The following is a 25,658-nucleotide window of genomic DNA, read 5'->3' on the forward strand; positions in this document are numbered from 1 at the left end:
ATATATTTTTTTAACAAGTCGGCAAATCTAATTATTTTTTTAATTAATAGGCCACCTTATTGTTTTTTTATTATAGAGGCTCAGTTATTTCCGTAGAAGTGTCGAAAAAGTATAAGCTACGCTGTTTTTTTCATCGGGTAAGTGCCTTTCAATATTGGTCTCTTCCCAGATGCCGGCATCAATTTCAGGAAAAAAAGCATCTGCATTATAGCTTTTGTGTACCCTGGTCAGGTAAATGCGGTTGGTACGGGCTAAGGCCGATTTATAGATTTCGGCCCCGCCAATAATAAATACTTCAGCTTCGGTACTGCAAAGCGCTACTGCTTCATCCAGATGGTTCACTACTTCGACACCAGGTATCTCCAACCCCCGCGTTCTTGTAATTACAATGTTACGCCTGTTGGGCAGGGGCCTGCCTATAGAATCATAGGTTTTGCGGCCCATAATAATGGTATGGCCGGTAGTGATTTGTTTAAAATGCTTCAGATCTGCAGGCAGGTGCCACAGCAATTGGTTGTCTTTTCCTATGGCATGGTTTTCGGCAATGGCAACAACTATAGAAAGGATCATACTGCTACCACTCCTTTAATATGCGGATGCGGATCATAGTCTTTAAGCGTAAAATCTTCATATTTAAAACCGAAGATGTCTTTAACTTCAGGGTTGATTTCCATTAGCGGTAATTGCTTCGGTTCCCGGCTTAGCTGCAGTTTAGCCTGTTCCATATGGTTGTTGTACAAATGGGCATCACCAAGGGTATGGATAAAATCGCCATACTGCAGTCCGCATACCTGTGCTACCATCATGGTCAGCAGGGCATAGGAGGCAATATTAAAAGGAACGCCCAAAAATATATCGGCACTGCGCTGGTACAGCTGGCAGCTTAATTTTCCATCAGCCACATAGAACTGAAAAAAAGCATGGCATGGCGGAAGCGCCATATTTTCTACCTCTGCAACATTCCAGGCCGATACGATGATCCTCCTGGAATCGGGATTGTTTTTAATGGTGTTTACAATCTGCGCAATCTGATCTATATATCCGCCATCTGGTTTAGGCCATGAACGCCACTGAGAACCATAAACCGGGCCCAGGTCGCCATTTTCATCTGCCCATTCGTCCCAGATCCGCACGCCGTTATCTTTGAGGTATTTGATATTGGTATCGCCGCTTAAAAACCAGATCAGCTCGTGGATGATCGATTTTAAGTGCAGCTTTTTGGTCGTCACCATTGGAAAACCTTCCTGCAGGTTAAAACGCATCTGGTAACCAAATACGCTAATGGTTCCCGTTCCGGTACGGTCGTGCTTTTGCGTGCCATGATCCAGCACATGCTGCATCAGATCTAAGTATTGCTTCATATATTTACAGAGTACTTGTATGCAAAAGTACGCATAAATGTGTACTTATAAAATGTCGGGTACCAATCACTGTTCCGTTACTATCCGTTTTTTTCAACACCCGGCTTTTCAGGACTGGGTGCTGCTAGGGCAACATTGGTCAGGCAGTTTAATTACGCGGGAGTTTCAGCTTGTGGATATCCGACCAAACCGAGGCTTTTTTACCATTAGGCACAACTTCGGGTGGGGGAAGCACAAATGCCCCGGGGCTAATCACTGCGCCGCATACTCCGGCCGGATTAAAAGCAGGGCCGTTAATCACAGTTTTGATGTTGTCCTGCAGAGAAAAATAATTCAGGCCAATGCCGGCAACGCATAAACAGCCATCAGGCACTTCAAAAACAAACTCCTGCGCCGGAACGGTCTCTTGTGTTTTGCTGATGGTGATGCTTTGCTGCAACGGATAGGTGCGTAAGCCCGGTTCCGGCGCAATAAGCGTAACTGCAATCTTTAGCTCACAAACATTTGCCCTGAGCGGAAACTTGAGCTGCTCATCTGTTGTAATTTCAGGAAGGTTTATTTTGAGGGTATTGCCGTCCAGATGTACTTCGGGCCTAACCCATAAACTGTTGATCAACGGAGACCTGATGTTGAATTCAGCCCCTGTAAGTCTCGAGAAGCTATCTTCGGAAAAATTGAATTTTTGCGTTTCCGGGTTATAACATTGTCTGATGACTTCTTTTACCGGCTTATTAAAGCGATTGATCATATCGCCATCGTAATGGCTCCGGATCAGCATGTTCAAATCCTTGCGGATGGCTTTTGCCAGTGTGCTGCCCAATCCAAATAAATTGGCAGCTTGTTTTGTCGCTTTTGTTTGTTTAAATTTACGGGGAGCAGTTTGTAAAATTGTCATTCCGTTTCTGCCCCTTCTGCTTACTACCGGGCCTATCAGGCCTGTTAGGTGTTTTCCATCGAATTTACCCATGTTCATTTAAGTTAAATATTTGGCCGTTCCTCTGTTTGAAGAACCTGGTTTGTGCCTGATATGCGCCTGAGGTGATTACAGGTTGAAGATGCATTCCATGTGCGGTGAGTCCGCCTTTTTCCCAAAAAAAGGCGGACTCACCGCGGACTCATGGCGCAGTCAGCACGGACTCACCTCAGGCGCATATCAGGCACAAACCAAACATACATAGACATCAGCTTTATTTTCTGTAAAGGAAAATATCGGAGTGGTCAGTATTCAGTTGACTATCACAATTATAGCGCCAGAAATTCAAATGTCAGCTGCCACAGCAAAGCCATTCAGAAATTTAGTAAGTTTGCCTGCGAACGTTAAAATGCAGAATACATGCTTGCTTTTGCCAATGCCAAGATCAATCTTGGATTAAATATTACGGAGAAAAGGAGTGATGGTTACCACAATATCGAAACCATTTTTTATCCGGTAAAACTGAACGATGTTGTTGAAATTACAGATGCAAAGGAAACCACCTGTGTGGTAAAGGGTATTGATGTGCCCGGGGCGGCGAAGGATAACCTTTGTCTAAAGGCCTTCAATGTATTGAGAAAAGATTTCGGTTTACCAGCGCAGCAGATTACCCTGTTAAAAAATATTCCGGTTGGTGCAGGGCTTGGCGGAGGCTCTTCGGATGCTGCCCATCTGGTCAAACTGGTCAATGAAAAATTCAAACTCGGCCTTTCTGTTGCAGCGATGCAGGATTACGTCAGGGAGCTGGGGGCCGATTGTGCCTTCTTTATTGAAAACCAGCCTGCATTTGCTTTTGGTAAGGGTGATGAATTTGAGCCAATCGCAATAGATTTGTCAAATTATCACCTTGTGTTGGCAAAACCACCTGTGCATGTCTCTACAGCAGCTGCTTATGCGGGAATAAAGCCCGCAAGCCCTCGCAGATCGATAAAAGATTTAATACATTTGCCTGTAGAGAAATGGAAGGGGCAGCTTGAAAACGATTTTGAGCCTTCTGTTTTTTCAGGTTATCCGGAAATTGAGCAGGTTAAAAGCAAGCTGTATCAATCGGGGGCATTGTTTGCCTTAATGAGCGGCAGCGGTTCCTGTGTATATGGCATATTTAACCGGAAGGTTAGTTTGCCGGAACTGGAAAAAGACAACAAAGTGTTTTATGGTGTTTAAGTGGATAAGCTTTGGCGCCGGCAGATATAACGCTGTAAATGATACAAAAGAGAGATTAACTATCAATAAATACAATGCAGGAAGAGAATTTTGAAACACTGGCCATACGCCTACAAGCTGAAAGAACCCAATTTAAAGAACACTCGGTACCGTTGTACCTGACATCGAGCTACAAATTTGACGATGCGGAGGATATGCGCGCCCTGTTTGCCAACGAAAAGGAAGGCAATGTTTACAGCCGTTATGCAAATCCGAATACAGATGAGCTGATCACTAAGCTGTCTGTACTGGAAGGTGCAGAAGCGGGATGGGTTACGGCAAGCGGAATGGCGGCCATATTTACAACTTTTCTGACTTTCCTGCAGTCTGGCGACCACGTACTGTCGAGCCGTTCGGTTTTCGGTTCTACGCACCAGCTGCTCAACAATATTTTTCCTAAATGGGGCATCAGCTACACCTATGCTGATCTGGACAAACCCGAGGAGTGGGAGCAAGGGATCAGGCCGAATACAAAGATGATCTTTGTGGAAACGCCTTCAAATCCGGGCATCGACATTATTGACCTGGAATGGCTGGCCGGACTGGCAAAGAAAAATGGCATTATGCTGGTGGTCGACAATTGTTTTGCTACGCCATACCTGCAGCAGCCGATAAAGCTGGGTGCGGATATTTCTATCCACTCGGCAACTAAATTTATAGACGGACAAGGCCGTACGCTGGGCGGGGTTATCCTGGGTTCTGCAAAACACATCAAGGAAATTGAAGGTTTTGCAAGGCATAGTGGTCCGGCCATGTCGCCTTTTAATGCCTGGATTTTGTCTAAAAGCCTGGAAACACTGGCTGTGCGTATGGACAGGCATTGCGAAAATGCGTTGAAAGTTGCTGAATTTCTGGAAGCACACAGCAGCATCAAAAAAGTGATGTACCCTTTTCTGCCTTCGCACCCTCAGTACGAAATTGCCAAAAAACAAATGAAACAGGGGGGCGGGATTGTAACCCTGGTGATTAATGGTGGTGTTGAGGCGGCCGGCCGCTTCATGAATAAACTGAAGATGTTCTCTATTTCGGCCAACCTGGGCGATACGAGGTCTATTGCTACACATCCGGCAACCAGTACGCACTCTAAATTGAGCGAAGCGGAGCGTTTGCAGGTGGGCATTGAGCAGGGGACAATCCGGTTATCGATTGGCCTGGAACATATCAACGACATCATTTCGGATATCGAGCAGGCTTTGGCTTAAGTAAATTCTGGCATAAAAATAACCACATAAAAAAGGCCTGAGTTCAAATTGAGCTCAGGCCTTTTTTTATAAGGTTGAGGCTTACTGGATGTAATCCCTGTCTTCGTCACTCAGCTTGTTCTTGTTATCGTGCTGGTCAATTTCCCGGTCGTAAGAACTTACGGTAGTTTTAGGGCGGCCCGCCCAGAAGCCCAGCACGAAGCCCACAAAAGTGCATACACCCACCACCAGCAGCTTGGAAATGTCTTTCTTAACAAAGATAAAGTTGAATTCAACTGCGTCTGTATTGATCATTAAAAAAATAGTAATGAGTGCTGTAAAGATGATGATGAAGACGGTTTTGCTGCGCATGACTTAAAAGCTATAGTTTAAAATTAGTTCTAATATAGGGTTTTGGTTGTAAACTTTATTGACAAACACAAATCTCCCGCCAACTTCTACATTTGGCTGGTAACGCAGTACGTTCATGTTGCTTCGGAGTTCAAATCCATAGGTTTTGGGTTCTCCCAGATTGGTTTCGGTGCCAATGTTCTCGTAATGACAGAATATACCGGCCCTGAGGTTTCTGATGTAGGCAATGGGGCCTAGCTCGGCATCAGGAAAGGCAATGGGAAACCTGTAATTGAACAACAGCGTGTTTTTGAGCATGCTCATTGCCCTGATGTTGTTGTAGCCATACACAGCGTTAATTTCCCTTTCGTACTTTCTTACGCCTGTTGCATGCTGGTAGTTGAAATTGGCCAGGAAAGAATGGTTCCTGAAAAGGCCCGGAAAGTAAAAGAAAGCTTCTCCGGCAAATAGACTGCCATCCAGTTGTTTGTCGAATGGCTGGTGCAAATAGGTAGTCCTTAAAATCTGTGCCCAGCGCGGTGCCACGTCACGTTCGGCCTGGCGGATGCTGTGCTGAAAGGTGAAGCCGTATTCCATAGGGAACCTTAGTGTGGAAATGTAATTGGCCGGCATATTTTGGGGCTGGTACCTTTTGGTAAAGCTGGTGGCTGTTTTTAAGGAGAAGCTATAGGTGCTGCCCAGGGTATTGAGGCTGATGGGCAGTAATGCCTGCAGCTGTATGTTGTTCTCGCGCCAGTCGCCCTGGTATATGCCGCTGTTGGTGCTGTAAAATGTTCTTCTTGGCCGGTTCCTATAAGTGGCACTGATGATGGGATAAAAACTTTTCAATACAAAGCCTGCGTTGTACTCAAAACGGTTGAGGTCGCGATGGTACTGTGCGCCGGCAAAACTGCTGAAGGTGCTGAGCAGGTTGTTGGAGTTGAGCTGCAGGCCAAACTGGTATTCGTCTTCAATAATCGGGATGATGCTGTGTACATTGAACAGATTGCCAAACCTGCCATAGGGTTTGGAGGTGTAGGTGCTGTCGGGGATTTTTGAAAACACGTTTCCGGTATGTTCCTGTTTTTCGGCGGCCTCGCCAAAAAACACAAAATTGCTGGCGCCGGTTTGACGGGCATTGATGGTGGTTTCGGCAACCTGGTATCCGGATGCTGTGTAGTTGTTAAAAATTATTGTTTTTGAATTTTTGCTGAACGACGGATTAAAAGCGCCGTATTTTGCTGCGCTCAGAGCGCTTATCTTTTTTGTTTTGATATCTATGCTGTAAATGTTGTCAACTCCGCTGTAATGCGCGTTAAATGCGATCTGGTCGCTGATGAATACTGGTCTTGTAATTTGCTGTTGCGTATTGGGGATCAGCTGCTGGCGCTGACCGGAACGGTTGCTGGTCCACATGGCCTTTCCTTTTTCCGTTACACTGATATAGGCCACCGTATTTCCGCTGGCGTCAAAGGCGGGGGTTTGCAGGATCAGGTTTTGAGGGTTGGGATAGGTGTAAAGCAGTTTTCCAGTATTGGCATCCAGTTCTACCAGGTTGCAGCGGTTGCTAAGGTCGAAGCTTACGGCGATGATCTTTTTGCCGTCGGACGAGAGCGAAGGGGAGAAGAGCCTGCTGCGGCTGCTCAGCTTTTTTGTTTTTCCGGTTTTAAGGTTGTAGCTGCAGATGACACTGTAGCTGCGCTGCCGGTAGCGCGGGTCGTAACGTACCTCATCCCATACGATGAGATCGTTGGCATAACTGAACCAGGGCTGCTCCTGCCGGCCGATGTTGAGCAGGTGTTTTTCTTTTTTGTTTTTATCGATCAGAATGAACTGTGGTACGTCGGCCTTACTTTGCTTTAAAGTTAATATGCTGTTTTCGTCAATTCTTACCGGCAGGAAGTAGCTGCTGGCATAGCTTGCTGTTGCATTGAGCGGACTGTAATTTTCGGAAGAAGATTTTGCGGCCTGCTCCGTCCATTTTTCTTTGATCAGCGTATTGGTTTGTTTGAACCAGTTGTGACTGCCATGTCCTGTTAATTTTTTGAGTGTGTTGGAAAATGGGTAGGGACGGAAGGGGCGGCGACGGATGTCGGTCAGTACGCTGTCGAAAATATTCCGGCCTTCCTGTTTACGGATGTTGGAGGCGATGAGGTAGCCGAGCTGATAGTAGTCCGGGGTGATGTCTTTTTCAGATCCGAAGTTTGCTTTGCTGTAAGAAAAATCCCGGCCTTCCAGAAGGGCTGCCCGGTAAGGCATGATCCAGGACGGCTGCCTTCCGCGACCGGCATTGGTGAGTGAGGTTTCGGTACTTACGGCGTCGCCTTCAAAGAACCAGATCGGGAGGCTCGCGCCGAACCAGGCCAGGTATACTTCCTCCGGAAAAGGGTGTGCCTTGCCGCCGGTGAGTTTGTCGAACTGGGCCACATGCCGGAGCTCATGAACGGCCAGGTTGTTGAGCCAGTCCTGACTGTCGAACTGCTGCGGTGGGGTGGTGTAAAATTCTGACTTTTTTGGGCCCAGCTGAACGAAGCCGTTTGCGATCACTCCACGGTTTTGGAGCAGTACCGGGATGCTGGTTTTTTGCCTGCCCAGACTGCCGCCTACATAGGGGTAAATATGGGGTAGGGTATTGGCCATTCTTTGTGCCTCTTTTTCCATTTCCTGAGGATAGATGACTTTGAATCCAGAGGCATTAATTTGACGCCATTTTACACTAAGTGGGTTTTGCTCTTCGTTGAAAATCTGTGAAAAAACTGTTTGTGAAATAAAACTTAATATTAAAGCTGTTTTAATGCTGATTATCAAAGTTTTATTGTATTTATTTATCTTCATTTATTGTGTTTGCTAAAATTATTAGTTTTTATATTTTTTTTGGATTGATTTTATTTTATCTTTTATTTTATGTAATTGTATTTATCTATTTGATATATATATTGTTAAGTGTATTTTTGTTTTTTTAAGTTTAATGTATTTTTTAGGTTTTTAATGGTGTTTTTAGCCGTTTTTTTATTTTCAATCCCTTGTTCCAGCTGCACCTTAAATTATACAATTAAGGTACACTATTTACCCGAGAAATAAAACAAATTTTACAAAGCATTTTTTGATTTTGTATACGGATCCTAGGATTTATGTGTGGTTTTTCTGATGAAAAATCTGGTCTTTTTTAGCCCGGAATGCCGCTTGATTTTGCGTACTCTTTGTCTCTTTCAGCCTCCCCTTCCCTGCTGAAAAACGGAACCGGTAAGCTCAGAAAATAGCCGGATTTGTAGCCTGGTATTTGTCGGTTTATTGCTCGTGTTTTTTGTATTTTTTGTAGACCGGATAAAGGAATACGGCGGCCAGGATCAGGGTGGCGCCGAGGTAAAATCCGGTCGACATGGCCTCTCTTTTTCCAAAGAAAATGAAGGCAAGCAGGATGCCATATACCGGCTCAAGGTTGGTGATGAGCGCTACCCTGAAGGCCGACAAAGTACGCATTACAGAAACCGCTGCAACGTAGGCGAGGGCGGTACAAACGGTGCCCAGGAAAGCCAGGTAAAGCCAGTCGCTGACACTCAGATTGAAGCACTCTGTGACCAGTGTTCCATCAGCCAAACGGTATAAAGTGATCCAGAAAAAGGCCCCTGAAATTTCATAAAAACCAATGATTATGGGGTTGCTTTTTTGCACCAGGGTAGCATTTATTGAGCTGAAAAGGCTGGCTGTAAGGGCTGCCAGAAGCCCGAAAATGATACCTGTTGTGTACTGCGATTCGAATTTGAAGATGAGGTAAATGCCCGAAATGATGATCAGTCCGACCGCAATATCGGTTGTTCTGATCCTTTGTTTTCTGATCAGCGGTTCCAATATTGCTGTAAAAAGCGTGATGGATGACAGGCATACCAGGGTAACAGAGACAGTGGAAACCTTGATGGAATGGAAGAACAGGATCCAGTGTGCAGCAACGATGCTGCCTATAAAAAAGAATTGTAAAAATTGCTTTTTTGTTACCCTGAGGCTGGTTTTACTGAGCTTAAAGTACATGAAAAGGGTAATGGCGGCAATCAGTACCCTGTACCATACCATTTGTACCGCATTTACGGATATTAAGGCACCAAGTATCCCTGTAAAGCCCCAGATGAACACGGTGAGGTGTAAAATTATAAGGTTTTTTATGGGGCTGTCCGGACCTTTGGACATGCTATTTTGGTGCTTTTTTGAGCAGATATAAGCCTAGTAAACCGAAGAAAAGTGTGGGTGCAATGGCCGCAAAAAGGGGCGGCATGCCGCCTTTTAGCGAAAACATTTTTGCGAATTGGTTAAATACTATGTAAGCAAAACTTAATAAAATGCCGATTCCCAATGGGAGCCCGACCCCGCCACGTACCTTTCTGGAGGACAAAGCTACGCCGATAAGGGTAAGCACAAAGGCCGATAAAGGGTGTAAATAGCGCTTGTATTTCTCGAATAAAAGGTCGTTCCAGATGCCTGAACCCCGTATCTTTTCCTTCCTGATTTTCTCTGAAAGTTCTTTGTTGCTCAGGTTCTCAAAGATGTTATCATAGGCCGAAAAATCATCAGGACGCATGTCGAGCACTGTATCTTTAACCTGTGCAGAGCCGCTTGTAAAAGTTTCTTTAAGGCCGTTTACATCTCTTACAGAGTAGTTGCTGAGCTTCCATGAGCGTTTTAAGGAATCCCATCTGATCTCATCTGCAACCAGCTTTTTGGTCAGCTCATCCCCCTTAAATTTATCGAGTGAAAACCTGGTGCCCACCTTGGTTTTGTTGTCGAAATTGTCCATGTAAATATAGGTGTTGTTGTCCAGTTTCATGTGGATGTTGCTTTTGCTGGAGGGGTCATTCTTCTTTACATAGGTATTTTCGAAGCTGTTTTTGAGCTGATTGGTATAGGGCAGGATGTATAAATTGGAGACCAGGTTGACCGCAAAAATGATGGATGCGGATACAAAATAAGGCATCAGGAAGCGGTTAAAGCTTACCCCTCCACTTAAAATGGGTACAATCTCGGTCTGATCGGCCATTTTAGCGGTAAAAAATATAACCGCAATAAAGTTAATCAGGGGCGAGAGCATGTTTACATAATAAGGTATAGAACCGGCATAATACAGGGAAACAACCTGCCAGAAGCTAAGGTTCGCGCTTAGAAAGTCGTCCAGCTTTTCGGATAGGTCGAAAATAATGATGATCACCACAAACAGCGTAAGGGTATATAAAAACGTACCCAGGTACTTGCTGATGATGTACCAATCTAAAATTTTAATCCTGTCTTTGATAATGCGCATCTATAATTTATTACCTAAGATAGTAACCATTTTGTTTTTCCAGGCGGAAAACTCGCCGTTTATGATTTTCTCGCGTGCGGTTTTAACCAGCCAAAGGTAAAAATGCAGGTTATGGAGTGTGGCAATCTGGGCGCCGAGCATCTCTTTTGAGTGCATAAGGTGCCTCAGGTAAGCCTTGGTGTACACCTGGTCGGCCAGCAAATCGCTATCTGCTTCTATAGGTGAGAAATCATCGGCCCATTTTTTATTGCTGATGTTGATGATCCCATTTTTGGTGAAAAGCATACCATTTCGTGCATTTCTGGTGGGCATTACGCAGTCGAACATATCTACGCCTAATGCAATGTTTTCCAGGATGTTAATGGGTGTGCCTACCCCCATTAAATAACGTGGCTTTTCGTAGGGAAGGATGTCGCATACCACTTCTGTCATGGCATACATCTCCTCCGCAGGTTCGCCTACAGACAATCCTCCGATGGCATTGCCTTCGCGGTCCATAGCAGCAATAAATTCAGCCGATTTGATCCTTAGGTCTTTATAAACGGATCCCTGTACGATAGGGAACAGGGTTTGGCTAAAGCCGTACTTAGGTTCGGTGGTGTCGAAGCGGGTACAGCAACGTTTTAACCACCTGTGGGTCATGTTGATGGAATTTGCTGCGTATTTGTAATCACATGGATAAGGCGTGCATTCATCAAACGCCATAATGATGTCGGCCCCGATGGTACGCTGGATATCCATGGCATATTCTGGTGTAAACAGGTGTTTGGAACCGTCGATGTGCGAACGAAACGTTACGCCTTCTTCTTTGATCTTCCTTACCTTACTTAAGGAGTATACCTGGTAACCACCACTATCGGTAAGAATGGGCCTGTCCCAGCCTATAAACTGGTGTAAGCCACCTGCACGTTCCAGAATGTCCAGACCTGGCCTTAAATATAAATGGTAGGTATTCCCTAAGATGATTTTGGCATCGACATCATTTTTGAGCTGCTGCTGATTAATGGATTTAACCGTTCCTGCAGTCCCGACAGGCATAAAAATAGGTGTTTGTATTTCGCCGTGGTCTGTAGTGATTGTACCTGCTCTTGCTTTCGAATGCTGATCGGCTGCCTCTAAATTAAATTTCATCTATGTGTGTTTAGCGGATCAAATTTTAATCCGTTCCTTAAAATCCCGGCAAAAATAGCAAAAATCGCAGGATTAAAGGGTTAAATTTTTTATCAACATAAAGGAACATTACAGATTAAAAACCAGAAATTTGACCCCTTCAAAAATACATCGTGGAATTAACCTTTTTAGAGCGTTTGGAGCGCGTAGCGCATATCGGAGATTTTGGGATTGTCCTGCTCAGCATTTTACTTTTTTGTTTCCTGGTGCAGCTATATTTTAGCCTGTTTGTACATCTTAAACTGGCAGTTGTACAGGTAAGTGATCTCCCGCAATCGGCCAGAAAGCCCCTGAGTGTGGTCATATGTGCACGCAATGAAGCGGAAAATCTTAAACAATACCTTCCTGTTGTACTGGAACAGAACTACCCTGATTACGAAGTTGTAGTGGTGAACGACCGCTCCTGGGACGGGACTCATGAATTGCTGGAAACCATGGCAAAGCAGTATAAAAGGCTTAAGGTAGTTACCGTGACGGAGGGTACCAAGTTCATTGCGGGTAAAAAATTTGCGGTAACCATGGGGATAAAAGCGGCATCGTACGACTGGCTGGTATTTACGGATGCAGACTGTGTGCCGGCCTCGCCGAACTGGTTATTGGGTATGCAGCAGCCTGATGAACAGCAGACCGAGATTGTGCTGGGTTATTCGCCTTATTTGAAAAAAAGAGGTTTGTTGAATGCTTTGATCCGTTTTGAGACTTTTTTTACAGCAATTAATTACCTGTCTTTTGCTTTAAAAGGTATGCCATATATGGGTGTGGGCAGGAATATGGCCTACAAAAAATCGCTTTTCTTCAATAATAAAGGCTTTGCCGCGCATATGCACATCCCTTCTGGCGATGATGATCTTTTTGTAAATGCACATGCCCATAATGGCAATACAACCATAATGATCCATAAAGATACTTATGTATGGACTGAGCCGAATAGCAGCTTGAAGGCTTATTTGCGGCAGAAAAAACGTCATTTCGGTGCCGGGAAATTGTATAAGCCTAAGCATAAGTTTATTTTATCGCTGCAGATTGTGGTGCAATTCCTTTTTTATGTGCTGCTGATTGCCGGATTGTGTTTTAAAACCACCTTGTATCCAGCTTTGACCATCCTGGTATTGAGCATTTTGATCAGGTGTTTTGTTTATCCAAGGTTGCTGAAAAGGCTCAATTACGGTGATTTGAGCTGGTGGTTCCCAATTTTGGACTTGCTATTGTTCATTTTTTTAGTCTTTAATAGCATTCTGTCTATATTTGTTAAAAAAGTACAGTGGAAATAAAATCAACGTTAATACAGAAATACTTCAAGGGGCTTACGGAGCAGCAGATTGCCCGGTTTGACCAGCTGTATAGTTTATACAGTTTTTGGAATGCGCAGATCAATGTGATTTCCAGGAAAGATATTGATGAGCTTTATGAACGCCATATTTTGCATTCACTGGGAATTGCTAAATTCTGTACGTTTAAGCCGGGCGAAAAGGTATTGGATGTAGGTACCGGGGGTGGGTTTCCTGGAATTCCACTGGCTATTTTGTTCCCGGATACGCAGTTTCACCTGGTCGATTCTATAGGGAAAAAGATTAAGGTAGTTACAGAAGTGGCTGCTGCTTTAGGTTTGGAAAATGTTAAAGCCAGTCATTTGAGGGCAGAGCAGGTTACGGATAAATATGACTTTGTGGTTTCCAGGGCAGTTACACGCTTGATTGATTTTTATCCCTGGATAAAAGGAAAGTTCAATAAGGAATCTAAAAATGCAGTTCCCAACGGAATTCTTTATCTGAAGGGTGGAGACCTGGCCGAAGAGATTGCTGAATCACGCCTAAAAGCGGAACTATATCCGCTTTCAGCTTATTTTAAAGAAGAGTTTTTTGAAACCAAATACGTGGTTTACATTCCGCAGTAAGTTAAATCTGATTTAATTTTTCTTTATTTCCTGAATTTTTATTACCTCAACAGGTGGCGGTGGAGGTGGTTCATTTTCATTCTTTTTATCTGCTTTAACTATTGGCGGAGGGAATTTTATCTTTCTTTCCACTACTTTTCCTTCTTTATTCCGAACCACTTTTGGAGGGGAAAATTTGACCGTTTTCACTTCTACAGTCTCGGATTTCCTTTTTTTAGGTTTAGGTGGTGCAGGTGGAGAAGGGGGTGCTACCTTTTTCAAGGTATCCTGATTGGCTGAGCTTACTGATTTGTACTTCTCGGGGTACAGGTCTACCGTAGTGTAATCTTTGGTAAAAGCCATGGTAGATGCACAGAGCATTCCAGCTGCAAGCGGCAGTGCCAGCAGAAGTCTGAGCCTTGCCCGTCCTGCTGATCTTTTTTTGTTTAACATGTTAATTCTCATTTTTAATATAGATTGATTGAATATTTGATTAGTGAGCTGGTTTGGCACAACTCCAAATGAATTCTGGATCAGGAACATTGCGTATTCATGCTTCTGAACTGTACCGGTTGTGACTTCATCGGCAATGTATTCGTGTAAAAGTTTGATGTCTTTCTTTAGGAAATAGGTAACAGGGTTAAACCAGCCCAGGATCCGGATGATTTCAAAGAATACGATATCGGCACTGTGCTTCTGGTGAATGTGTACCAGTTCATGTCTGATAATGGTGCTTTTATCTGCCGCCTGAGGGTTGATAAACAGGTATTTAAAAAATGAAAATGCTGTTTCTGAACCGGGCAATTCTATATACACGACATTGTCTTTCCTGGTTCTTGGATTTTGAAATGCCCGCAGAATGATGTGGCTGAGGTTGATCAGGAACCTGATCAGAAATACAGCAGCGATAGCTATATAGCTGTACACCATTAAATTAAGATCGGGGTAGGGTTGTATAGCTATTTTTGTAATTTCAGTACTGGCCTGTTCTGCAGCATTCCGGCCAATTAAATTGTACAGATAGCCGAGCTGGAGCAGGGGAAGGGCAAAAGCAAGGGCTGTTGTGGCAATCAGGTAATACCTGTTTAGCGTATAAAAGGTTTCCCTGTATAAAAACAGCCTGTAAAAACCGTAGAATACCGCTAAATATATATTGGCTTCCAGTAAATAATATAAGGTATTCATCATTTTTTGTTTTTAAGTTTTTCTGCCAGCTGGATCAACTCATCCAACTCGTTCATGTCCATATTTTTTTCTTTTACCAGGAAGGATACCAGGCTTTGATAAGAATTTTCGAAATAATTGTTCATCACTTTGTCGAACGCAAAATGCTTATACTGGTCCTCACTGATCAGAGGGAAGTAGATATGCGTATTCCCGATGGCTTTGTGGTCTATAAAACCCTTACCTTCCAATACCCGGATAACGGTAGATACGGTATTGTAAGCTGGTTTTGGCGGCGACATTTTATCAATCACATCTTTTACCAAACCTTCTTTTATCTCCCATAAAATCAGCATTACCTGCTCCTCTGCTTTTGTAAGTTCTCTCATTGTTGTATTTTCTTTTTAAGGTTAGTATAAAGCTACTACTATTTTTATAGTTTTAAAACTATTTTTGTAGTTTAATTTTAATACGCTGATAATTAGATGATTAATTTTGTTTGTGTGGTTGTAAGTAGCTAAACTCCATAACTTAGCCTATGAGTTTAATTTATAACATAGCTCTTACTCTTGTCAAGGGTGTAGGAGACGTCATTGCAAAGAAATTACTGGATCATTTTGGTACTTCAGAGGCCCTTTTTAAGGCAAGCAAGCGTGAACTGATGGAAATCCAGGGAATAGGAGAAGTCACTGCTGCTGAGATCTTAAATCATAAAGCTGCGCTGGAGGCAGCAGAAAAGCAGCTTGCTTTTATAAAGAAACACAAGATACAGGTGTTTTTTTATACGGATGACAATTACCCCAGGCGATTAAAAAACTGTAATGATGCACCGGTGGTATTGTATTATAAGGGTACTGCCGATTTAAACCATCCCCGGATCATCAGCATTGTTGGTACCAGGAGGGCTACAGAATACGGCAGGAAACTGTGCAGGGAACTGGCAGAAACCCTGGCCCCATACAATGTAATTATAGTAAGCGGAATGGCCTATGGCATAGATGTGGCATCGCATAAAGAAAGCCTGGCATTAAATATTCCTACGATTGGGGTTATGGCACATGGTTTGGACAGGATTTATCCGCCCTTACATCAGCCTATCGCCCAGAAAATGGTATTGAACGGGGGCCTTCTGACCGAATTTTTACCGGGCACTGTTCCCGATAAAGAGAATTTTCCGAAACGGAACCGGATTATTGCGGGTATAGCAGATGCTACCATTGTGGTGGAAGCGACAGCCAGGGGCGGGGCGCTGATCACTGCTGATATTGCAAATTCATATAACAGGGATGTATACGCTTATCCGGGCCGGACAAGCGACCAGTACTCCGAAGGTTGTAATTTTCTGATCAAGACCAATAGGGCGGCTTTGATTGCGCATGCCAAAGATCTGATTTATTACCTGGGATGGGAGGAGGAATTGCCCGAAAAGATAGGTGCACAACTGCAAATGGCCATCGACCTTTCTGCAGAGGAGCACAAAATTGTGGGGCTTTTAAAGGAGGCCACCCTGGCGGTAGATGAGATCAGTACCCGGTCTGGCCTAAGTCAAAGCAGGCTGGCCATGCAATTACTGAGCCTGGAAATGAAAGGGATTGTAGTTTCTTTACCGGGTAAAATGTACAAACTGAATTAGCATATTTTCCGTCAGGCCATATTTTCATTTGTTATTATTCTATTAGAATACTAGATTAAAATATTATTTTGTATTTTTAGATATTTTGATATTATAGTTTGAATTTTACTTTGTAAATAAAATTCCAATCTTCAATCCGTATTTTTGTAACATGTGGTACAACAACATTTTGGAAACGATCGGCAATACGCCATTGGTAAAATTGAATAACATTACAAAGGATATTCCGGCTACTGTGCTGGCCAAGATTGAAACAACCAATCCCGGAAATTCAATTAAAGACCGCATGGCGGTGAAGATGATTGAAGATGCGGAACGGAGTGGTAAACTGAAACCGGGCGGGACAATTATTGAAGGTACCTCCGGTAATACCGGTATGGGACTGGCGATGGCCGCCATTATAAAAGGTTATAAGTGTATTTTTACCACTACCGACAAACAATCGAAAGAAAAGGTAGATGCACTGCGTGCTTTCGGGGCCGAGGTGATCGTTTGCCCAACCAATGTGGAGCCGGAAGATCCCCGTTCTTATTATTCGGTGTCATCACGCCTGGAGCGAGAGGTGCCGAATTCATGGAAACCTAACCAATACGATAACTTATCTAACAGCCAGGCCCATTACGAGCAGACCGGTCCGGAGATCTGGGAACAGACTGAAGGTAAAATAACGCATTTGGTAGTAGGTGTGGGTACAGGCGGAACCATTTCCGGTACAGGAAAATACCTGAAAGAGAAAAATCCGGATATTAAAGTTTGGGGCATAGACACTTATGGTTCAGTATTTAAGAAATATAAAGAAACGGGGATCCTGGATAAAAATGAGATCTATCCTTACATTACTGAAGGGATAGGTGAGGACTTTTTGCCCAGGAACGTTGATTTTGACATTATAGATCTGTTTGAGAAGGTAACAGATAAGGATGCAGCCCTGATGACCCGGGATATTGCCCGTAAAGAGGGGATATTTGCAGGGAATTCTGCCGGATCTGCAATTGCAGGCCTGCTGCAGCTGAAGGATAAACTGAAAGCTGGAGATGTTGTAGTGGTGATTTTTCATGACCACGGCAGCCGCTATATGGGTAAAATGTACAACGAAGACTGGTTGCGCGAGCGCGGATTTCTTAAGGATGAAAAGCTTACGGCCCGTTCTATCCTGCAGAAAAAAGAAAATACAGAGATCATTACCATAGATTGCGAAAAGACCATTATTGAGGCCATCAATAATATGAATACACTCAATATTTCTCAGATCCCTGTTACCCAGAAAGGTATGGTTGTGGGTAAACTGGCAGAGGGCGATATCCTGAAGGCATTACTGGAAAACCCTTCGCTGAAGTCGGCCCCTGTGGAACAGATTATGACGGCTGGTTTTCCTTTTGTGGACATGAATACCTCCATAGACCGGATTTCTTCATTGATCAATAAAGAAAACAGTGCCGTATTGGTGGAGGATGAGGAGGGGAAAATTGAGATCATTACCCAGTATGATATCATTAATGCCATTTCAGGTTAAGGAAATGGAATTGCATAAAAAAGCCCCTTAAGGGGCTTTTTTATGCTTAATGCGTTGGTGCTGATGCTTCTACACGTTTGATCTGGGCACCTAATGCGCGCAGTCGTGTGTCGATGTCCTGGTAGCCGCGTTCAATCTGCTCGATATTGAAGATGGTTGATTTACCTTCTGCAGACAGGGCTGCAATCAGCAGGGAAACCCCGGCGCGGATGTCAGGAGAGGTCATACTGATGCCCCTTAGCTTGTACTTTTTGTCGATACCATTTACTGAGGCCCTGTGCGGATCGCAAAGGATGATCTGCGCGCCCATATCGATCAGTTTATCCACAAAGAACAACCTGCTTTCGAACATTTTCTGGTGGATCAGCACATTTCCGCGGGCCTGTGTAGCTACTACCAATACGATACTCAGCAAGTCTGGGGTAAAGCCAGGCCATGGAGAGTCGGCAATGGTGAGCATAGAGCCGTCGATAAATGATTCAATTACATAGTGTTTTTGCGAAGGAATATAAATATCATCTCCTTTTAATTCGAATTTGATGCCCAGTTTTTTAAATACATCAGGTATTACACCCAACTCTGAATAGCATACGTTTTTGATGGTGATTTCAGATTCTGTCATAGCAGCAAGGCCAATGAAAGAACCGATTTCTATCATATCAGGAAGCATTCTATGTGCTGTGCCACCTAATTTTTTAACGCCTTCGATGGTCAACAGGTTGGAACCCACACCCGAGATTTTTGCACCCATACGGTTCAGCATTTTGCAAAGCTGTTGCAGGTAGGGTTCGCAGGCTGCATTATAAATGGTGGTGGTACCTTTAGCCAGTACAGCTGCCATCACAATATTGGCCGTTCCTGTCACAGAGGCTTCATCCAGCAGGATGTAAGCTCCTTTTAAATTGGTCGCATCTACGTTAAAGAACTCCTTTTTGGTATCATATACAAATTTTGCACCCAGTTTTTCAAAACCTATGAAGTGTGTGTCAAGCCTTCTGCGGCCAATTTTATCACCTCCTGGTTTAGGAATTGCAGCTTTTCCAAAGCGGCCTAATAGCGGTCCGACAATCATGATGGAGCCTCTTAAGCCACCGCCTTTGGTTTTAAAAACATCCGACTGAAAGAAATCAAGGTTAATGTTTTTGGCTTCGAAAGTATAAGTGTCTTTATTCAGGCGTTCGATGGTTACGCCCATATCTCCAAGCAATTCAATCAGTTTGTTTACATCTTTTATATCCGGTATATTACTGATGGTGATCTTCTGGTCGGTCAATAAAACAGCAGATATGATTTGTAAAGCTTCATTCTTTGCTCCCTGAGGCTGAATTTCACCTTTTAATTTCTTTCCACCAATTATTTCAAATGCGTTCATGTTTATTCTTAAGATGTATGGTAAAGGGTAAAACTAGTGGCGTTGTTTGGTGTTGTTGTTGCGCTGCTGACGGTTGTTGTTTTGTCTGTTTTTGCCGTTGTTCCTGTTGCGATTGTTGTTGTTGGATGGTCTTGCAGGAGCTGCAGGCTTAAATTCAACCTTGTTTAAGTTGATGTTTTCATCCAGCTGCAGTTGTCCGCCTGATAATTCGCGAAGGTTCTTTAATATGGTTTCATCAGCAACACTGTCTTTATTCCAGGTAACGTAGGCCATTTTCATGAAATTGGCTATGCCTTGTACCAGGGCGGCCCTGCGTTCAGGTTCTTCCACTTCCTTAGCCCGTTCAATCATCATTTCAACGGTTTTACCATAATGTTTATAGGTAATTTTTTGCTGAGGATAACCAATATGCTGCGGTTTAACCAGTGCTGCTTCAGGGGTAGGCTTTGGATAGGGACTGTCCACATCTATTTTATAACCTGAAATGATGTGTAAATGATCCCACAGTTTATGTTTAAAATCAGCCACATCACGTAAATGTGGATTTAAAAAACCCATCAGGTCAATTACCGCCTGGGCATATTTATTACGTTCTTCAAGATCTGGGAGTTCGATAATGTACTTTACCATATTTTGTACATTACGGCCATATTCGGCTAATATCAACTCGCTTCTTGTGGTGTTGTATTCGAAATTCATTTATATCTTTTCGTTTTTAAGATTAATATATGTCTGGCTACTTTATCAGACATATTTAAGCCGGCGCAGTCATTAAGGAATAACAGTTAAAATGCCGGTTTTAATATATATAATCAGTTTTTTATTTATTTTCAGACCACTAGTGGTCTGTGTAAGTTCTGTAAATATAAGGGTTATTTCACAATTCGCAACTTTGCAAATTTTAAGAGCAACTGCTTATTGCCCAGGCCCTGAAAAAATACGGTAGCTTTTACATCCGGCAAAGTACCTTCCAGGCTGATTATTTTTCCGAAACCGAATTTTTCATGCTCTACATCCATACCATTCTGGAAGGCATTGGCCGCATCGGGAGTAAAGCCTGGCGTGGGTACGTGTGCCTTGGGCAGCATGGCCGTAGTTTTAGGCCGTTGTGCAGGTGCACTTACCGTTCCTGTGCCACCCGAGGCTGGTTTTGGCTTGCTGAAAGTATCACGTTGCTGCGTCCAGCTGCGCCTTTCGGTATCAAAGCTGTTGTCGCCCAAGCTGCTTTTGGCAGGTTTTACAACTTCTATTTCCAGGAAGCGGGCATTGATCTCGTCGATAAAGCGGCTGGGCTCGCAATTGGTCAGCGTTCCCCAGCGGTAACGAGAAGTGGAATAAGTAAGGGTCAGCTTTTTCTCGGCACGGGTTACGGCAACATAGAACAACCTGCGCTCCTCTTCCAGGTCAGACCGCGAATTGAGCGACATTTGTGAAGGAAAGAGGTTCTCTTCCAGTCCAACTACAAATACGTTCTTAAACTCCAACCCCTTAGAAGAGTGGATGGTCATTAATGAAACTGTATCCGCATTTTTGTCATCAGCTTTATCGTCATTGGTCAGCAAAGCAATGTCCTGCATAAAAACGGCCAGGCCCCGGTCTTCAATGTCTTCGCGCTCACCAAACTCCTTGATGCCGTTTAACAATTCCTGTATGTTTTCATGGCGACCGCGACCTTCTTCAGACTGATCTGCATGCAGCTCCTTTAATATTCCGGAGTGCTGGGCAATGTATAAGGCGGTTTCGTAGGCATCCAGTTTCTTCGCTTCTACAGCAAAGCTTTGGATCATTACCGCAAAATCATTCAGCTGATTGGCAGTTCTGCCCGGTATATATTGCTGTGCGTTACAGATGACCTGCCACATGGTGATGTTGTGCTGATCGGCTGCAACCATGATTTTTTCTACGGTGGTATCACCAAGGCCCCTGCGGGGGTAGTTGATTACCCTTTTGATCGCTTCTTCATCAGCCGGATTAAAGGTTAGCCTGAAATAAGCGATCAGGTCTTTTACCTCTTTACGCTGGTAGAAGGAAAGTCCGCCATATATCTTATAAGGTATGTTTAATTTTCTTAAGGCTTCCTCCATGGCCCTCGACTGGGCATTGGTACGGTACAGTATGGCAAAATCATGGTAGGTATAACCTTTCGTGCTGCGTTCCTGTACAATAGCTTCAGCCACCATTTTACCTTCCTCGTTGTCGGTAAATGCACGCTGTACCTTAATCCTGTCGCCCGCCTCGTTGTCAGAGAACACGTTTTTTTCCAGCTGGTTTTTATTGTTGGCAATGATGCTGTTGGCTACTTCAACAATATTCTGGGTAGACCGGTAGTTCTGTTCCAGTTTATAAACCTGCAGGTCGGGGTAATCGCGTTCAAAATTCAGAATGTTCTGGATGTTTGCACCCCTGAAAGCATAGATACTCTGGGCATCATCGCCCACCACACAGATGTTCTGGTAAGCTGCAGCCAGTTTTTTGACGATGGTATATTGCGAAAAGTTGGTATCCTGGTACTCGTCTACCATCAGGTATTTGAATTTCTGCTGGTATTTGTTCAGCACATCGGGGTGTGTTTTGAGCAAAACGTTGGTTTTGAAGAGTAAATCATCAAAATCCATTGCCCCGGCCTTAAAACAGCGCTTGGTATAGGTTTCATAAATTACCCCTATTAAAGGACGTTTATTGCTCACATCCTCTGCCTGTATTTCCGGGTTTTGCATATATTCTGTATGGGAAACCAGGTTGTTTTTGGCTGATGAGATCCTGTTGTACACAAAATTTGCATTGTACAGCTTGTCATCCAGCTGCATTTCGCGGAGTATGGTCCGGATCAGGCTTTTGCTGTCATCCGTATCATAGATGGTGAAATTGGAAGGGTAACCAATTTTTTCTGCTTCTACACGTAGTATTTTGGCGAATACAGAGTGAAAGGTGCCCATCCATATGTTTTTAGCCTCGCTGCCCACCACTTTCATGATCCGCTCGCGCATATCTTTGGAGGCCTTATTGGTAAAGGTAAGTACCAGTATGTTAAACGCATCTACCCCTTTTTCAATCAGGTGTGCCACCCGGTAAGTGATCACCCTTGTTTTTCCAGAGCCTGCACCGGCGACAATCATTGCCGGGCCTTGCGTGTTTTCTACTGCTGCGCGTTGTTGGGGGTTTAAACCTGCTAAATAATCCAAAATCCGTTCCTGCTGTTAAATGATGCTATTGAAAGGTATACTCTTATTTTAAATACAAATTTAAGAAAATCTGCTTGTTTAACCACATATGTTGGTAAAATACAGAAAGCGGGAGTAAATCTAGCTCCAGTTTTTTTGTTGCTTTCTATTTTATAGGTCCAATAATTTACCATACGGTTAATTTTAGTGTAATTGCCATATTTAATTGAATTACACCCTCAGCTGTATAGTGCATAAGGGGTCCAACATTGCCTGGCTTTTGTGGGGTTCAATAAGTCTGAATTCAAAATAGAGCATGATTGCCACAATTGCAATAAAGGGAAGGATAAGGTATTGTCGGACGTAAGATCAAACCAATGCCTGCAAAGACGATTACAGGTAGAACGATCTTGACAGTATATCTTTTTCCGGGATGGCATAAGCCCCGTCTGCCGATATCTGTTTTGTAGTTACCTTGGTTTATCTTTTACCTTGTATCTTTGTACAAATTAATTTGTTATGCAAGAGATCAAAAAATATGTTGAAGACAACAGGCAGCGCTTTTTAGATGAGCTGTTTGAATTGTTACGTTTCCCATCTGTAAGTGCCGATCCGAAATATAAAGGCGATGTACTTAAAACTGCTGATTTTGTAGCGCAGAAACTGAAAGATGCTGGTGCTGATAAGGTTGAAATTTGTGAAACTGCAGGTTATCCGATTGTTTATGGGGAGAAGCTTATTGATGAGAAGCTGCCTACTGTTTTGATTTACGGACATTATGATGTGCAGCCTGCGGATCCGCTGGACCTCTGGGAAACACCTCCCTTTGAACCAACAGTGCGCGATGGCAAGATCTATGCACGTGGTGCCTGCGACGATAAAGGACAGTTTTATATGCACGTAAAAGCTTTTGAACTGATGATGCAGACTGGTACACTGGCCTGTAATGTGAAGTTCATGATTGAGGGCGAAGAGGAAGTAGGTTCTGCAAACCTGGGTACTTTTGTACATGCAAATGTAGAACGACTGAAAGCAGACGTGGTGCTGATCTCTGATACCTCGATGATCAGTATGGAAAACCCTTCTATTGAGACCGGCCTGCGTGGCCTGGCCTATATGGAAGTGGAAGTGGTGGGGCCTAACCGCGACCTCCATTCCGGTGTGTACGGTGGTGCTGTAGCCAATCCGGCAACCATTCTGTGTAAAATGATTGCTTCATTGCACGATGAGAACAATCACATTACTGTGCCTGGTTTTTACGACAAAGTTGTGGAATTGACAGAGGCAGAGAAAAAGGCTTTAAATTCGGCACCATTTGACCTGAATGAATATAAAGAAGACCTGGATATCAAAGCGGAGTGGGGAGAGAAAGGTTACTCGACCTTAGAGCGTACCGGAACCAGGCCTACATTAGAGGTTAACGGAATCTGGAGCGGTTATATTGGCGAAGGTGCCAAAACGGTACTTCCATCTAAAGCCAATGCCAAAATTTCTATGCGTTTGGTGCCTAACCAAAGCTCTGATGAGATTTCGGCGCTGTTTACCAAACACTTTGAAAGCATTGCGCCTGATTATGTAAAGGTTAAAGTTACTGCGCATCATGGTGGTGAGCCGGTAGTTACCCCTACAGATAGTGTGGCTTACCGTGCTGCTGAAAAAGCCATTGTAGATTCATTTGGCAAGGAGCCGATCCCTACACGTGGTGGCGGTAGTATTCCTATTGTAGCGTTGTTTGAAAGTGCTTTGGGTATTAAATCTGTACTTTTTGGCTTTGGTTTGGATAGTGATGCTTTGCATTCACCTAATGAGAAATATGACATTTATAACTATTATAAAGGAATAGAGACTTTGCCTTTGTTCCACAAGTATTTTGCTGAACTGAGCAAGTAATTGTTTTGTGCCCTGTATGCAGGGTGCTTAATTATAAAAACACCAATATTCCTTCTATCCGCGGATTCTGAAGGAGAATCCGAAAGTCGATGAGGAACATTGGTGTTTTTATTTTTGGGTGCATAGCTTAGGAGCGTTAGGGTTTTTTGTATTTTTGCGGCATCATGCCTCCAGCACCTAGAAAAACACCTGTTTCCCGAAAACCTACCTTCCGTCAAGCTTATGAGTCAGATGCATCTGGCCGGCCGCGAAAAAAAACTGTTGCCAGAAAACCTGCCCGTAAGAAAAAGAAAGGCTTATCTACAGAATGGAAGTTTATGATTGTTATACTGCTTCTGGTTTTGTTTTCGCCGTTTTATTATGCTTATGTCATTAAGGGTTTCAGTTCAACCTGGCGATGGATCCGCGATATTGGTGAGGATCCCAATTACCGTACCTACAGCAGTTTTGATATCCGTATCCCGAAGGGCTATAATATTCATGGCATTGATGTTTCTTACTACCAGGGTAAAATTGACTGGAAAAAAGTAAAAGACATGAAAGAGGACGACGTAAAAGTAGATTTTGCTTTTATTAAGGCTACCGAAGGCCTCTTTATGGTAGATCCTTATTTTCAGCGCAACTGGCGGGAGGCGCCTAAGGCAGGGGTAATTTGTGGGGCCTATCATTTCTTCAGGGCACATAAGCCGGGTTTATGGCAGGCCAAATTTTTTCTGCAGACTGTAAATTTTGAGGCAGGAGATTTGCCTCCGGTTGTGGATGTTGAAGAACTGAATGGAGTTTCGGCTTCAGAAATGCGCAAACAGTTAAATGATTTTGTGAAGCACATAGAGCGTAAGACCAAAGTAAAACCCATTATATACACCGGACTTTCTTTTTATAAAGACTACCTGAAAGGGAATTTTGAGAATTACCCTTTGTGGATAGCCCATTACCATCAGCCGAAACTGAAAGTCGGTGCAGATACCAAATGGCATTTCTGGCAACATTCTGATAAAGCCAAAATTTCCGGAATTAACCATGTAGTTGATTTTAATGCATTTAACGGAGATAGCCTGGCATTTGACCGTTTGCTGATCAAATAAAAAGAAAAAAATCTCCATAGATGTTCGTAAAAATCAGCAATAGTACTATATTTGCGCCAAGTAAGGATTTTTCTTTAGTACATCAATGCCCGGATGGCGAAATTGGTAAACGTTGCGGTCTCAGAAGCCGTTGGAGTACAATCCTTGAGAGTTCGAGTCTCTCTTCGGGCACATCGAAACTTTTAAAGCCTGCAAAACATTGTTTTGCAGGCTTTTGTTATTATAAATAGTCTTAAAGAATACAAAATGATCAGGCTGAATAGTGAAACACCATCAGAAGTGCTACAGGACGTGAAAAAAGGCGATCTGGTTACAGATACTTTTAGCAAAACCGGACTGGTGGAAAGCGTGGAAATAACGGATGATGGACTTTATAAGATCTATATTTTTCATCTGGTTACGGGCCGAACCATCACCATTAAAAGATAAAATACCTTTGGT

At 43.5% G+C, this 25,658-nt stretch carries 22 protein-coding genes and 1 tRNA gene; 10 read left to right on the forward strand and 13 right to left on the reverse strand.

Annotated elements, in window-relative coordinates; translation table 11 throughout:
• Positions 1-84: 84 nt before the first annotated feature.
• The 3 genes from B9A91_RS21120 to B9A91_RS21130 all read right to left on the reverse strand — a co-directional run bounded on the left by B9A91_RS21120 (position 85) and on the right by B9A91_RS21130 (position 2,328).
• Positions 85-570 (reverse strand): dihydrofolate reductase, encoded by a 486-nt coding sequence (locus B9A91_RS21120; RefSeq protein WP_084241054.1) that lies wholly within the window; start codon positions 568-570, stop codon positions 85-87.
• On the reverse strand, positions 567-1,361 hold the full coding sequence (locus B9A91_RS21125; protein WP_084241055.1) for a thymidylate synthase: 795 nt from the start codon (positions 1,359-1,361) through the stop codon (positions 567-569). The genes B9A91_RS21120 and B9A91_RS21125 overlap by 4 nt, the downstream gene beginning before the upstream one ends.
• A 148-nt stretch (positions 1,362-1,509) precedes the next feature.
• Entirely contained in the window at positions 1,510-2,328 is an 819-nt protein-coding gene (locus B9A91_RS21130; protein ID WP_159451759.1) for a hypothetical protein, read from the reverse strand.
• Positions 2,329-2,694: 366 nt separating this feature from the next.
• Between B9A91_RS21130 and ispE the strand changes: the two genes are divergently transcribed.
• Positions 2,695-3,498, forward strand: coding sequence for a 4-(cytidine 5'-diphospho)-2-C-methyl-D-erythritol kinase (ispE, locus tag B9A91_RS21135; protein ID WP_084241057.1), 804 nt, complete (start codon positions 2,695-2,697; stop codon positions 3,496-3,498).
• 74 nt (positions 3,499-3,572) lie between these two features.
• On the forward strand, positions 3,573-4,739 hold the full coding sequence (locus tag B9A91_RS21140; RefSeq protein WP_084241058.1) for an O-succinylhomoserine sulfhydrylase: 1,167 nt from the start codon (positions 3,573-3,575) through the stop codon (positions 4,737-4,739).
• 81 nt (positions 4,740-4,820) lie between these two features.
• Here the strand turns inward: B9A91_RS21140 and B9A91_RS21145 are convergent, their stop codons facing one another.
• The 5 genes from B9A91_RS21145 to tgt form a co-directional block, all read right to left on the reverse strand.
• Positions 4,821-5,090: a LapA family protein gene (locus tag B9A91_RS21145; RefSeq protein ID WP_084241059.1), complete on the reverse strand. Its 270-nt coding sequence runs from the start codon at positions 5,088-5,090 to the stop codon at positions 4,821-4,823.
• Positions 5,091-5,093: 3 nt separating this feature from the next.
• A complete protein-coding gene (locus B9A91_RS21150; RefSeq protein WP_084241060.1) occupies positions 5,094-7,904 on the reverse strand; it encodes a TolB family protein in 2,811 nt (936 codons plus the stop codon).
• 453 nt (positions 7,905-8,357) lie between these two features.
• Positions 8,358-9,251, reverse strand: a complete 894-nt coding sequence (locus B9A91_RS21155) for a DMT family transporter (RefSeq protein WP_084241061.1) — start codon at positions 9,249-9,251, stop codon at positions 8,358-8,360.
• Between the two features lies 1 nt (position 9,252).
• The gene (locus B9A91_RS21160) at positions 9,253-10,356 is read right to left on the reverse strand and encodes an LptF/LptG family permease (RefSeq protein WP_200815705.1); all 1,104 of its coding nucleotides are present in this window, start codon (positions 10,354-10,356) and stop codon (positions 9,253-9,255) included.
• Positions 10,357-11,487 (reverse strand): tRNA guanosine(34) transglycosylase Tgt, encoded by a 1,131-nt coding sequence (gene tgt, locus B9A91_RS21165; RefSeq protein WP_084241062.1) that lies wholly within the window; start codon positions 11,485-11,487, stop codon positions 10,357-10,359.
• A gap of 152 nt (positions 11,488-11,639) precedes the next feature.
• Between tgt and B9A91_RS21170 the strand changes: the two genes are divergently transcribed.
• Both B9A91_RS21170 and rsmG read left to right on the forward strand, forming a co-directional pair.
• Complete coding sequence (locus B9A91_RS21170; RefSeq protein WP_317043352.1) at positions 11,640-12,797, forward strand: glycosyltransferase; 1,158 nt, start codon at positions 11,640-11,642, stop codon at positions 12,795-12,797.
• Positions 12,788-13,420, forward strand: a complete 633-nt coding sequence (gene rsmG, locus B9A91_RS21175; RefSeq protein WP_084241063.1) for a 16S rRNA (guanine(527)-N(7))-methyltransferase RsmG — start codon at positions 12,788-12,790, stop codon at positions 13,418-13,420. Before B9A91_RS21170 ends, rsmG begins: the two co-directional genes overlap by 10 nt.
• Positions 13,421-13,432: 12 nt before the next feature.
• On the opposite strand, the gene B9A91_RS21180 is transcribed toward rsmG, so the two are convergent.
• Both B9A91_RS21180 and B9A91_RS21185 read right to left on the reverse strand, forming a co-directional pair.
• The gene (locus B9A91_RS21180; RefSeq protein ID WP_084241064.1) at positions 13,433-14,587 is read right to left on the reverse strand and encodes a M56 family metallopeptidase; all 1,155 of its coding nucleotides are present in this window, start codon (positions 14,585-14,587) and stop codon (positions 13,433-13,435) included.
• Positions 14,584-14,952 carry a BlaI/MecI/CopY family transcriptional regulator gene (locus tag B9A91_RS21185; RefSeq protein ID WP_084241065.1) on the reverse strand — a complete coding sequence of 123 codons (369 nt, stop codon included), beginning with the start codon at positions 14,950-14,952 and terminating at the stop codon, positions 14,584-14,586. Before B9A91_RS21185 ends, B9A91_RS21180 begins: the two co-directional genes overlap by 4 nt.
• 149 nt (positions 14,953-15,101) lie before the next feature.
• On the opposite strand from B9A91_RS21185, the gene dprA reads away from it, so the two are divergent.
• On the forward strand, positions 15,102-16,196 hold the full coding sequence (gene dprA, locus B9A91_RS21190; protein ID WP_084241066.1) for a DNA-processing protein DprA: 1,095 nt from the start codon (positions 15,102-15,104) through the stop codon (positions 16,194-16,196).
• Between the two features lie 151 nt (positions 16,197-16,347).
• Positions 16,348-17,709, forward strand: a complete 1,362-nt coding sequence (locus B9A91_RS21195) for a pyridoxal-phosphate dependent enzyme (protein ID WP_084241067.1) — start codon at positions 16,348-16,350, stop codon at positions 17,707-17,709.
• 46 nt (positions 17,710-17,755) lie between these two features.
• On the opposite strand, the gene murA is transcribed toward B9A91_RS21195, so the two are convergent.
• From murA to B9A91_RS21210, 3 genes are all read right to left on the reverse strand, one after another.
• Complete coding sequence (gene murA / locus B9A91_RS21200) at positions 17,756-19,081, reverse strand: UDP-N-acetylglucosamine 1-carboxyvinyltransferase (RefSeq protein WP_084241068.1); 1,326 nt, start codon at positions 19,079-19,081, stop codon at positions 17,756-17,758.
• Positions 19,082-19,114: 33 nt separating this feature from the next.
• Positions 19,115-19,780 (reverse strand): DUF4290 domain-containing protein, encoded by a 666-nt coding sequence (locus B9A91_RS21205; RefSeq protein ID WP_084241069.1) that lies wholly within the window; start codon positions 19,778-19,780, stop codon positions 19,115-19,117.
• Between the two features lie 173 nt (positions 19,781-19,953).
• Positions 19,954-22,263 (reverse strand): ATP-dependent helicase, encoded by a 2,310-nt coding sequence (locus tag B9A91_RS21210; protein WP_084241070.1) that lies wholly within the window; start codon positions 22,261-22,263, stop codon positions 19,954-19,956.
• Between the two features lie 498 nt (positions 22,264-22,761).
• On the opposite strand from B9A91_RS21210, the gene B9A91_RS21220 reads away from it, so the two are divergent.
• The 4 genes from B9A91_RS21220 to B9A91_RS21235 all read left to right on the forward strand — a co-directional run bounded on the left by B9A91_RS21220 (position 22,762) and on the right by B9A91_RS21235 (position 25,646).
• Positions 22,762-24,132, forward strand: a complete 1,371-nt coding sequence (locus tag B9A91_RS21220; RefSeq protein WP_084241072.1) for a dipeptidase — start codon at positions 22,762-22,764, stop codon at positions 24,130-24,132.
• Positions 24,133-24,296: 164 nt separating this feature from the next.
• Positions 24,297-25,217: a glycoside hydrolase family 25 protein gene (locus tag B9A91_RS21225; RefSeq protein ID WP_084241073.1), complete on the forward strand. Its 921-nt coding sequence runs from the start codon at positions 24,297-24,299 to the stop codon at positions 25,215-25,217.
• 87 nt (positions 25,218-25,304) lie between these two features.
• Positions 25,305-25,388, forward strand: a tRNA-Leu gene (locus B9A91_RS21230).
• A 75-nt stretch (positions 25,389-25,463) separates the two neighbouring features.
• Positions 25,464-25,646 carry a hypothetical protein gene (locus B9A91_RS21235; RefSeq protein WP_084241074.1) on the forward strand — a complete coding sequence of 61 codons (183 nt, stop codon included), beginning with the start codon at positions 25,464-25,466 and terminating at the stop codon, positions 25,644-25,646.
• The last annotated feature ends 12 nt before the right edge of the window (positions 25,647-25,658 follow it).

The sequence above is a fragment of the Pedobacter africanus genome, from assembly GCF_900176535.1.
In the GTDB taxonomy this organism is placed as follows: domain Bacteria; phylum Bacteroidota; class Bacteroidia; order Sphingobacteriales; family Sphingobacteriaceae; genus Pedobacter; species Pedobacter africanus.